Annotated in this window: 7 protein-coding genes; 6 read left to right on the top strand and 1 reads right to left on the bottom strand. The window is 75.7% G+C overall.

What is annotated here, in order from left to right; all coding sequences use genetic code 11:
- Positions 1-360 precede the first annotated feature (360 nt).
- Together E1300_RS45815 and E1300_RS45810 are read left to right on the top strand one after the other, a co-directional pair.
- Entirely contained in the window at positions 361-2,313 is a 1,953-nt protein-coding gene (locus tag E1300_RS45815) for an ABC transporter ATP-binding protein (protein WP_370786067.1), read from the top strand.
- An 88-nt stretch (positions 2,314-2,401) separates the two neighbouring features.
- Positions 2,402-2,584 carry a hypothetical protein gene (locus E1300_RS45810; protein ID WP_131763539.1) on the top strand — a complete coding sequence of 61 codons (183 nt, stop codon included), beginning with the start codon at positions 2,402-2,404 and terminating at the stop codon, positions 2,582-2,584.
- Here the strand turns inward: E1300_RS45810 and E1300_RS45805 are convergent.
- A complete protein-coding gene (locus E1300_RS45805; protein WP_131763538.1) occupies positions 2,560-3,543 on the bottom strand; it encodes a sulfotransferase family protein in 984 nt (327 codons plus the stop codon). The two genes, E1300_RS45810 and E1300_RS45805, sit on opposite strands and share 25 nt — an antisense overlap.
- Before the next feature lie 121 nt (positions 3,544-3,664).
- On the opposite strand from E1300_RS45805, the gene E1300_RS45800 reads away from it, so the two are divergent.
- The 4 genes from E1300_RS45800 to E1300_RS45780 form a co-directional block, all read left to right on the top strand.
- Positions 3,665-4,426 (top strand): SIR2 family NAD-dependent protein deacylase, encoded by a 762-nt coding sequence (locus E1300_RS45800; protein ID WP_131763537.1) that lies wholly within the window; start codon positions 3,665-3,667, stop codon positions 4,424-4,426.
- Positions 4,427-4,528: 102 nt separating this feature from the next.
- Positions 4,529-5,794 carry a S66 peptidase family protein gene (locus tag E1300_RS45790; RefSeq protein WP_242619827.1) on the top strand — a complete coding sequence of 422 codons (1,266 nt, stop codon included), beginning with the start codon at positions 4,529-4,531 and terminating at the stop codon, positions 5,792-5,794.
- Positions 5,791-6,684 (top strand): hypothetical protein, encoded by an 894-nt coding sequence (locus E1300_RS45785; RefSeq protein WP_131763536.1) that lies wholly within the window; start codon positions 5,791-5,793, stop codon positions 6,682-6,684. The genes E1300_RS45790 and E1300_RS45785 overlap by 4 nt, the downstream gene beginning before the upstream one ends.
- Before the next feature lie 2 nt (positions 6,685-6,686).
- On the top strand, positions 6,687-7,452 hold a 766-nt coding region (locus E1300_RS45780), incomplete at its 3' end, for a glycerate kinase (RefSeq protein ID WP_131763535.1).

The following is a 7,452-nucleotide window of genomic DNA, read 5'->3' as shown; positions in this document are numbered from 1 at the left end:
CCGCGGGGAGCGCGGTCGTGGCGAGCAGCCCGGCGGCGAGGGTGATCGCGCCGGCGCCGCTCCAGGGGAAGCGTCGTCTCACTGGGGGCTCCTGGGGGGTGTGAGCCTGAAGTCGTCGATCACATGTACTACCGGCGCGGCGCCGCGTCCACTCGATCGCCCGGTACCGGCCGCCCGCCCGCGCGCGGTGCGGCCGCGCGGCCCCCGTCAGAGGGCGGTTACGCCGTGAGCGGAGCCGGGAAGACCGGCCGCCCGCGGACGCGTTGTGCCCGGCGGATACTGGGATGCTTACTTGATTACGCGTATGCGCGGCCGCGGCTCCCGCGGCCGCGCGGGGACCCCTCGGAGGCGCTTGTGGGGATGCCGGGAATGCCGGGCAACGGCTGGCAGGTGATGGCCTCGTTCCGCCGGGACGGGTCGGTCGTCCAGCAGCGGCTCAAGCCCGGCACGGTGCGGCGGATCGCGGGCTACGCCCGCCCGTACGTCCGCGAGCTGGTGCTGTTCCTCGCCCTGAACACGGTCGCCGCGGTGATCGTCGTCGCCAACCCGCTGCTGCTCAAGGCGATCATCGACCGCGGGATCGTGCCGGAGCGGCAGAACCTCGTGGTGTGGCTCGCCGTCGCCGTCGCCGGGCTCGCGCTGCTGGAGGCGGTGCTCGGGCTCGCGCAGCGCTGGTACTCGGCGCGCATCGGCGAGGGGCTGATCTACGACCTGCGCACGCAGGTGTTCGGGCACGTCCAGCGGCAGCCCGTCGCGTTCTTCATGCGGGCGCAGACCGGTTCGCTGGTCAGCCGGCTCAACAACGACGTCATCGGCGCGCAGCGCGCCCTCACGACCACCCTGTCCTCGGTGGTGTCCAACGTGATCAGCCTCATCCTGGTGCTGGTCACGATGATGGTGCTGTCCTGGCAGGTCACGCTGATCGCGCTGCTGCTGCTCCCGGTCTTCATCCTGCCCGCCAAGTGGGTCGGCCGGCGGCTGTCGCGGATCAGCCGCGAGCAGATGCAGCTCGACGCCGAGATGAGCTCGCTGATGACCGAGCGGTTCAACGTCGCCGGCGCCATGCTCGCCAAGCTGTACGGGCGCCCCGTCGAGGAGGAGGACAACTTCTCCCAGCGCGCCGCGCGCGTCCGCGACATCGGCGTCGTCGCCGCGATGTACGGCCGGGTGTTCTTCACCGCGCTGACGCTCGTGGCGGCCCTCGCGACCGCCATGGTCTACGGCGTCGGCGGCTTCCTCGTCGTGGACGGCACGTTCCAGCTCGGCACGCTCGTCGCCCTCGCGACCCTGCTGACCCGCATGTACGGGCCGCTGACCGCGCTGTCCAACGTCCACGTGGACGTGATGACCGCGCTCGTCAGCTTCGACCGCGTCTTCGAGGTGCTCGACCTGAAGCCCCTCATCCGCGACCGCGAGGACGCCCGCCCGCTCGCCGGGGAGGGCGGCGCGCCCGCCGTCGAGTTCGACCACGTCCGGTTCGCCTACCCGTCCGCGGAGGAGGTGTCGCTGGCCTCGCTGGAGTCGATCGCCCGCACCGACACCGCGCCCGGCCGCGAGGTGCTCCACGACGTGCACTTCACCGCGGAGCCCGGGCAGCTCGTCGCGCTCGTCGGGCCGTCCGGCGCGGGCAAGTCGACGATCACCCACCTGGTCTCGCGGCTCTACGACGTGTCCGGCGGCGCGGTCCGCGTCGGCGGGACCGACGTCCGGGACGTCACGCTCGACTCGCTGCGCGCGGAGGTCGGCGTGGTGAGCCAGGACGCGCACCTGTTCCACGACACGATCCGCGAGAACATGCGCTACGCCCGCCCGGACGCGTCGGACGAGGAGATCCTCGCCGCGCTGGAGGCCGCGCAGATCGGCGGGCTGGTCGCGGCCATGCCCGAGGGCCTCGACACCGTCGTGGGGGACCGCGGCTACCGGCTGTCGGGCGGCGAGAAGCAGCGCCTGGCGATCGCCCGGCTGCTGCTGAAGGCGCCGTCGGTGGTCGTCCTGGACGAGGCGACCGCGCACCTGGACTCCGAGTCCGAGGCCGCCGTGCAGCGGGCGCTGCGGACGGCGCTGGCCGGGCGGACCTCGCTGGTGATCGCGCACCGGCTGTCCACGATCCGGGAGGCCGACCAGATCCTCGTGATCGAGGACGGCCGGGTGGCCGAACGCGGCCGGCACGAGGAGCTGCTGCTGCGCGGCGGGTTGTACGCCGAGTTGTACCGGACGCAGTTCTCCCGCCAGGACGGCGACCCGCGCGACGGCGAGGCGCCCGATGGCGACGCCCGGAACGGCGGGCGGCGGTCCGGCGCGGCGCTGGCCTGAGATTGGGATCGCGGCCCCCTCGCCGCAACCCGGCGGCCACCTGGCGGCGTCAGAGTGGACGACAGGCTGAGGATCGAGGGAGGCCGCCGTGCGTCGGACGATCAACCCCGGACGCGTCGTCAGGACCGGAACCGGCCGCTACACCGTGATGCTGCTCGGGTTGGGCGCGGCGGGCGTGGCGATCGGCTGGCTGGGCCCCGGCCCGCTCGGCGCCGGCCCGCTGGGCGCCGGTGCGGCGGCGGCGCGTCAGGCGTCGGCCGCGAGCCGGTAGCCGAGCCGGCGCAGCTCCGTCCCGGCGACCTTCTCGACCTGGGCGAGCTGCCGCGCGGACAGGCGCTCGCGCCACGACCCGACACCGTGCTCGTCGTGGTCCCGCGCGCCCGCCCTGACGAGCCCCGACAGGGTCGTGCTGGAGATCGGCGCGTCCAGGTACTGCGCGACCTCGCCGGCGACCCGGCGCGGCCGGGCGACGAGCTCCTCGTAGCGGACGGTGAACAGCTGCTCGCCGGGCGTCTGGTGGTGCAGCCGGGCGCTGAGCCGCACGGAGCCGCGCCACCGCAGCGCGCACTTCACCGCCGGGGCCGCGCGGGGCCACCGGTCGCGCTCGGTGTGGTCCTCGACGCCGAGGAACGGGTTCGGGAACACGGTGTCCAGGTTGGCGAGGCCCGGCTTGAACCAGGCGAGGCACCGCTCGTCGTCGAGCATGTCGGCGACCGCGTCCCGGCCGTCCCGGATGACCTGGACGAGCTGCGCGTCGGGGAAGGCGTCCAGGAGGACGTCGGCGCTGTAGAGCAGGTCGGGGGAGGCGTCGGCGAACCGCTCGATGCCGCGCGGCTCGGTGCAGGGGCCGCCCTCGCCGGGGTCCGGCCGTCCGGCGGCGCCGGGCGCGGGGGAGGCGGGCGCGGGGGAGACGGGCGGCAGCCCCGCCAGCTCGCGGCACTCGGCGGGGCACTCGGCGCACGCCCGCGCGGAGATCTGCCACGCCTCGGCGTAGGCGTCGCGGAGCACGCGCGCCGCGCCCTTGCCCCGTTCGGTGGCGATCGCGGGGCGCCGGGCGAAGGCGTAGGTGACCCTGAGCACCCCCGGGCGGCCCGTCGTGAGGTGGAAGCCGGGCGACCGTTTGATCGCGCGCGCCAGCAGGTCCGCGCCCGAGTGGGGCGCGCCCAGCACGAACACGGGGCGGCGGACCTTGGTGCCGTTGACCACGAGGATGTGCGGCGTCGACCTCATACCGGGCTCAAGTTTGTCACCTTTTAGGGGCCGGTCGGTCCGCGACGCTCCGGCGGGCCCGACCGAATACCCGGCCGATATTCCGGCGCGGAGCGCGCCGGGCGGGCCCTAGCCTTGGAGCATGGACGCTCCCCCGACGCTCGCCGGCCTCCTGCCGCGGGTCGAGTCGATCACGGTGCTGACCGGTGCCGGGATCTCCACCGACAGCGGGATCCCCGACTTCCGGGGGCCGCAGGGGGTCTGGACGAAGGACCCGACCGCCGAGGCCATGTCCACGATCGGCTCCTACCTGGCCGACCCGGACGTGCGGCGCCGCGCCTGGCGGTCCCGGCGCGACCACCCCGCCTGGCACGCCGAGCCGAACGCGGCGCACGCCGCGCTGGTCGACCTGGAGCGCGCCGGGCGGCTGCGCGCCCTGATCACCCAGAACATCGACGGCCTGCACCAGCGGGCGGGGTCGGCGGCCGTGATCGAGATCCACGGCACGATGCGGGAGGCGGAGTGCCTCGCCTGCGGGCTCCGCACGCCCATGCCGGAGGTCCTCGCCCGCGTCGACGCCGGCGAGGAGGACCCGCCGTGCCTGGAGTGCGGCGGCGTCCAGAAGTCCGCGACGATCTCCTTCGGGCAGGCCCTCGACCGGGACGTCCTGGACGCGGCGGTCGAGGCCGCCCGCTCCTGCGAGCTGTTCCTCGCGGTCGGCACCTCGCTGACCGTCCAGCCCGCGGCCGGGCTGTGCCTGGAGGCCGTCGAGCACGGCGCCCGGCTGGTGATCGTGAACGCGGAGGAGACCCCGTACGACCGGCTCGCGGACGCGGTGCTGCGCCGCCCCATCGGGGAGACGCTGCCCCGGCTCGCCGGCCTCGTGCTCGGGACCGCGCGGTGACCGCGGGATGATCTCCTGGAGGCTGATGGCCGGTCGCCCCTTCCGCTGGCGTCCGGATCCTGACAAGCTCTATCCGTCGCGGTGCGAGGAGGGATCGGGTTGATGAGCGGGGGCGCCCGCGCGGAGGCGGCCGACGGGCCGTCCGACGCGCCCGCCGTCGGCATGCCCGGCGGACGGGCGCGCATGCCCGGTCCGCGCCGGTACGGGGCGCTGCGTCCCGGTGACCGGGTCGCGGTGGTCGCGCCGAGCGGCCCCGTGGAGCCGGAGCGGCTGGAGGCGGGCTGCGCGGTGCTGCGCGACCTCGGCCTCGACGTCGCCGTCGGCGAGCACGCCCTCGACCAGGTGAACCTCGGAACGCCCGAGCGAGTCCGCACCCCTCTCGGGAGCGGATCCTCGAACTCCCAGGGCTCCCGCCCGACGAGCCTGCGTACACTTCCCGGGGGCGGAACCCCGGACCCCCAGGGCTCCCGCCCGGAAAGCGTTCGCGACGACTGGCAGCGGCTCGCCGGCTCCGACGCCGACCGCGCCGCCGACCTCCAGGCCGCCTGGTGCGACCCGCGCGTCCGCGCGGTGGTCTGCGCCCGCGGCGGCTACGGGGCGACCCGCGTCCTCGACCATCTCGACTGGGACGCGCTGGCCGCCGCCACCGCCGAGTCCGCCGAACGGGGAGGGGCACCGAAGATCCTGCACGGTTCCAGCGACATCACCGCCCTGCACGCCGCGTTCGCGGCGCGGCTCGGCGTCACGACCTCCTTCGGGCCCATGCCCGCCGGGAGGATCGCCGACCTCGGTCCGATCCTGTCCGGGAACGTGCCCACGAGCGACGACCCCGACGGCGCCGACACGCTCGACGGTCTCCGCGCCGGCCTGTTCCGGGACGGGCCCGCGGCCGTCCGGGGCACCCGCGCGCTCCGTCCCGGCCACGCCGAGGGGCCGCTCACCGGCGGCACCCTCACGCTCCTCACCGCTCTGCTGGGCACCCCCTACGCCTCGCCGCCCGCCGCGGGCCGGATCGTCTTCCTGGAGGACGTCGCCGAGGCGCCCTACCGGATCGACCGGATGCTCGTCCAGCTGCTCCAGGCCGGTTATTTCGACGGTGCCGCCGGGATCGCGCTCGGTTCTTGGGAGCGCTCCGGCGACCCCGCCGAGCTCGACTCGGTGTTCACCGCCCGGCTCGGGCCGCTCGGGGTGCCCGTCCTCGCCGGGGTGCCCGCCGGGCACGGTCCCCGCCAGCGCACGCTGGAGCTCGGCGCCCCCGCCCGGCTGGACGGCGACGCGCTGACGCTGTCCTTCGAGCCGCCCCGCGCGTCCGGGGGTCCGCTCCCGGACGGCGTACTGACCCTGGAAGCGCCGGGAGGTGCGCGATGAGCGGCGGCCGCCATGCCCGTCCCGACCCCTGGGACGACGGAACCCTCGACTCGCTGCTGGTGCTGGTCGCCGAGAGCCTCGGCTACGCCTGCCGCCGCGTGCCGGGCGACGTCATGCTGCTGGAGGGCGCCAACCGGCTGCACGTCAGCATGCGGAACCTGCGGCAGCTCGCCCGGCTGGTGCCGCGCGACGACTGGCCCGCGCTGGTGTCCGACCACGTCACCACGATCGTCACCGCGATCGAGGAGCCGCTCGACCTCAGCGACTTCGACCTCGCCCAGCACCTGCTGCGCACCCGGATCTACCCGGCGGAGGCCGACAACGGCGTCCTCGCGGCCCGGCCGTTCGCGCCCGGCCTGATCGAGGTCGTGGTCGTCGACACCCCGACGACCGTCCGGACGGTCACCAACGAGGAGATGGACGGCTGGCCCGTCTCCGGCGACGCCCTGTTCATGCTGGGCCGCGCCAACGTCCGCGGCGACGGACCGCTCCAGCTCGACGAGCAGGACCTCGGCGGCGTCCGCGTCTCGGTGCTGCACGGCTGGACGTTCTACGCCGTGACGCACCTGGCGTGGCTGGAGGAGTACCTCCCGATCGGCCCGTACGGCGCCCTCGTCATCGCGCCGAACCGGAGCCTGATCGTCGCGCACGCCCTGCGCATCGCCGACGGCAACCCCCGGGCCCGGTACCGGGCGGCCGTGGCCGCCGCCACCGAGCTCCACGCCCAGGCCCACCGCGCCTACGAGGAGGGCCCGGGGTCGCTGAGCCCGCACCTGTACTGGTGGCGGGCGGGCGAGCTGACGCTGCTGGAGACGCGCTACGAGGGCGACACGCTGGTGCTGCCGGAGGAGTTCGCCTCCGTGCTGGCCACGCTGGCGGCGGAACACTGAGCATGCGGGTCGTCGTCGCGCCCGACTCGTTCAAGGGGAGCCTGTCCGCCGCGGACGTCTGCGCCGCCGCCGAGGCCGGCGTCCGCCGCGCGGTGCCCGCCGCGGAGGTCGTCGCGGTGCCGATGGCGGACGGCGGCGAGGGGACGCTCGACTGCTTCCTGGCCGCCCGCGGCGGCGAGGAGGTCGAGGTCGCGGCCGCCGACCCGCTCGGCCGCCCGGTCAAGGCCCGCTACGCGCTGTCCGGCGACGGGCGGTCCGCGGTCGTGGAGCTCGCCGCCGCGTCCGGCCTCCCGCTGGTCGAGGACGTCCCGGCCGACCCGCTCGGCGCCTCCACCGCGGGCACCGGTGAGCTGATCGCGGACGCGGTGCGGCGCGGCGCCCGCGACGTGCTCGTGTGCATCGGCGGCAGCGCCAGCACCGACGGCGGCGCCGGGCTGCTCGGCGCGCTCGGCGTCCGGTTCCTCGACGCCGCGGGGAACGACCTCCCGCCGGGCGGCGCGGCGCTCGCCCGCCTCGCCCGGATCGACGACTCCGGGCTGCCCGCGGAGGTCCGCGCCACCCGCTTCCGCGTCGCGTGCGACGTGACCAACCCGCTCGTGGGGCCGTCCGGCGCCGCCGCGGTGTTCGGCCCGCAGAAGGGCGCCTCGCCGGACCAGGTCCGCGAGCTGGACGCCGCGCTCACCGTGTTCGCCGACGTCCTCGCCGCCCGCGGGGGCGTGCGGGTCCACGACCTGCCGGGCGCGGGCGCGGCCGGCGGCACCTGCGGCG

The organism is Actinomadura fibrosa (genome assembly GCF_900659615.1).
GTDB lineage: Bacteria > Actinomycetota > Actinomycetes > Streptosporangiales > Streptosporangiaceae > Spirillospora > Spirillospora fibrosa.
Note: the sequence above shows the minus strand (reverse complement) of the source record. Positions and strands in the feature narration are given on the sequence as shown.